Genomic DNA, 3,069 nt, shown 5'->3' on the forward strand with positions numbered 1-3,069 from the left:
GGATGAATCGGCCACAGTGGGGCCGTCGTGCTTCGAGACGGCCGCTGCGCGGCCTCCTCAGCATGACGGTGATGGGACTACGCGCGCAATGCCGGCGTGAAATATTGCACTACGCCCTGTCGATATGCTTCGCGATCACAGGGAAATAATTATCCTTCGATCCCTTGTCGATCGCCTCCTGCAGCACCGTGCCGATCAGCTCCGCGCCGCGAATCTTGACGCCGGCGTCGGCGGCGAGCTCCAGCGCGTAGGACAAATCCTTCAGCGCATATTCGGTCGAGAACGCGCGCTCCGGAAACACGCCGGGCACGATCGCCTTCATGCCGTGGTTGCGCAGTGCGAAGCTGTCGGCCGAGCCCTTTGACAGGGTTTCGAGCAGCAGTTTTGGATCGACGCCGTTGTGCTTCGCCACCGCGACGGCCTCAGCCAGCGCGTTCACGGTCTCGAACAGCACCATGTTGTTGAGGATCTTGGTCACCTGCCCGGCGCCGACGTCGCCGCAATTGGTGACGTCGGTGGCAAAGCAGCGGATCAAGGGCTCGATTGCGGCATAGAGCGCGGGCACCGCACCGACCATCACGCTGAGCGTGCCGTCCTGCGCCGCCTGCCGGGTGCGCGCGATCGGCGCGTCGGCCCAGGCCGCGCCCTTGGCCCGCAATTGCCCGGCGAAGTCGCGGGTCTGGCTGACCGAAGACGTGCCGAGATCGACCACGACCTGGCCGGCTTTCGCATTCTTCAGAATGCCGTCGCCCTCGAACACCGCGCGTACATGCTTGGCGCTCGGCAGGCAGAGGAACAGCACGTCGCTCTGCGCGATGACATCGGCGACCGAGCCGGCAATCTCGGCGCCGTCGGCGCGCAGACGCTGCAGCGGTTCGGCCGCGAGGTCGAACACGATAACGCGCTTGCCGCTCTTCTTGACCAGGTTGCGGCAAATCGGCTCACCCATCACGCCGAGGCCGATGAACCCGAGAGTCTTGTATTCAGTCATATCGCTTCTTCTTTTTGACGTTTCTTGACGTGTTGCAGACGTGCCCAGCTATTTCGCGAATGATCGCGACGGCGCCAGATGCAACGCGAACGCATCGACCTTGTCGCTGGCACGCGGATAGATCTCGCTGACGATCGGATCGTGTCCAGGGATGAAGCGGTCGGGATGACCGGCGAGCCGCTCGACGGTCTCCCAGCCCTGCGCCATGTCTCCGACATTGTAGACGATCGGGAACGGGCTCTTCTTGTGCAGGTTCGCATAGTAATGCGCGGCGTCCGACGCCAGCACGACCGGACCGCGCGCGGTCTCGACCCGCACCACCTGCAGGCCATCGGAATGGCCGCCAACGCGATGCACGGTGACGCCGGGCGCGATCTCGCCATCCCCTGAATGGAAGGTGACGCGCTCGCCATAGACATGACGCACCATCTGCGTGACGTGTTCAATGGAGAACGGATGGCGCAGCATGCCGTTGCACATGCAGCGGCCGGTCGCGTAGCTCATCTCGCGTTCCTGCAGATGGAATTTGGCATTCGGGAAGCGATCCAGATTGCCGGCGTGGTCATAATGCAGATGGGTCACGATGACGTCGCGGATCGCATCGGCGCTGACGCCGAAGCCGGCCAGCGCATCGACCGGGTTGAGCGTCAGCTTGCGGGCGCGCGCCTTGGCCTCCTCGGCGTTGAAGCCGGTGTCGACCAGGATGTCGCGGCCGTGGCCGCGGATCAGCCAGACGAAATAATCGAGATCCTGCGCCGTGGTGTCGTGCGGATCGGGCACCAGGAAATTGAGGTGAGGCGTGCGCGGCGACATCGTCGCATAGCGCAGGGCGTAGATTTCGTAGGCGTTTCCCATCGGTATCGCTCTTGTTGGCTGTTCTTGAATGGCTTGGCGTCCCGACCACAAAGCCATCGCCTCGCGCAAAGGTCAAACCGCGCAGAGTGCGACGAGCGCATGACGGGACGGCCGCAGCCTCTGTGAATGCAATCACACTATCCGGTCGCAGGAACCTCCACCATGCCCCGGAGGCGATGGCCGCCATGATCGCGGCTGTTGCACTGCGGCCTCGTTATCGCCGCCGCGATTAGCGATGGTGCAGCAAGCCGTTGACGGGGGTTTGGCCGTGGTTTGATAATGGATTTTCGCTAGAGTAAGGTCCCCGGGGCGCAGGCCGAAAGCGGCGCCATTTCATTGCAATGCCGCGATCTGGATTAGCCGCGATTATGAAAATCCGCCTTGCCTTGCTCGCCACGCTGATTTTTTCAATCGCGTCGCCAACCCTGTCCGTCGCCGCCGGCGATCGTTTCGCGCTGGTCATCGGCAATGCCAAATATCCCGACGCCGACGCGCCGCTGAAGGAGCCGGTCAACGACGCGCGTGACGTCGCCGACGAGCTCAAGCGCGACGGCTTCACCGTCGAGGTCGGCGAGAACCTGACCGGCGACGGCATGCGCCGCGCCTTCGACCGGCTCTATGGCAAGATCAAGCCGGGCTCGGTCGCGCTGATCTTCTTCTCGGGTTACGGCATCCAGTCGAACCGGCAGAGCTACATGATCCCGATCGATGCCCAGATCTGGGCCGAGGCCGACGTCCGCCGCGACGGCTTCAGCCTCGAGACCGTGCTCGGCGAGATCAACAGCCGCGGCGCCGGGGTCAAGATCGCCCTGGTTGACGCCTCGCGGCGCAACCCGTTCGAGCGCCGCTTTCGCAGCTTCTCGGCCGGGCTCGCCCCGGTGATCGCACCCAATGGTACGTTGGTGATGTATTCGGCCGCGCTGTCGTCCGTGGTCTCGGACAATGGCAGCGACCGCAGCCTGTTCGTGCGGGAACTGCTGAAGGAGATCCGCACCCCCGACCTGATGGCGGAGGAAACGCTGAACCGCACCCGGGTCGGCGTCACCCGCGCCTCGCGGCAGGAACAGGTGCCGTGGATCTCGTCGTCGCTGGCCGAGGATTTCTCGTTCAGTCCGGGCGGCGCAGCCATTCCAGCCGGCGCAGCCGCTCCAAGCGGCGCAGCCGTTCCAGGTGGCGCAACGGGACCGTCGAACGCTGCGCCCGGGCCGGCCGCATCACCGTCG

At 64.5% G+C, this 3,069-nt stretch carries 3 protein-coding genes; 1 reads left to right on the forward strand and 2 read right to left on the reverse strand.

Annotated features, from left to right (window positions below):
- Window positions 1-109 precede the first annotated feature (109 nt).
- Window positions 110-1,039, reverse strand: coding sequence for an NAD(P)-dependent oxidoreductase (locus H8B02_RS46485; RefSeq protein WP_283842324.1), 930 nt, complete (start codon window positions 1,037-1,039; stop codon window positions 110-112).
- Window positions 1,040-1,846, reverse strand: a complete 807-nt coding sequence (locus tag H8B02_RS46490; protein ID WP_050631102.1) for an N-acyl homoserine lactonase family protein — start codon at window positions 1,844-1,846, stop codon at window positions 1,040-1,042.
- Window positions 1,847-2,214: 368 nt separating this feature from the next.
- Between H8B02_RS46490 and H8B02_RS46495 the strand changes: the two genes are divergently transcribed.
- On the forward strand, window positions 2,215-3,069 hold an 855-nt coding region (locus tag H8B02_RS46495), incomplete at its 3' end, for a caspase family protein (RefSeq protein ID WP_229172405.1).

The organism is Bradyrhizobium altum (assembly GCF_020889705.1).
Lineage (GTDB): Bacteria > Pseudomonadota > Alphaproteobacteria > Rhizobiales > Xanthobacteraceae > Bradyrhizobium > Bradyrhizobium altum.

Coding starts and splice junctions, on each gene's coding strand:
- H8B02_RS46490 (WP_050631102.1), bottom strand. CDS start 1,846: ATGGGAAACGCCTACGAAATCTACGCCCTGCGCTATGCGACGATGTCG.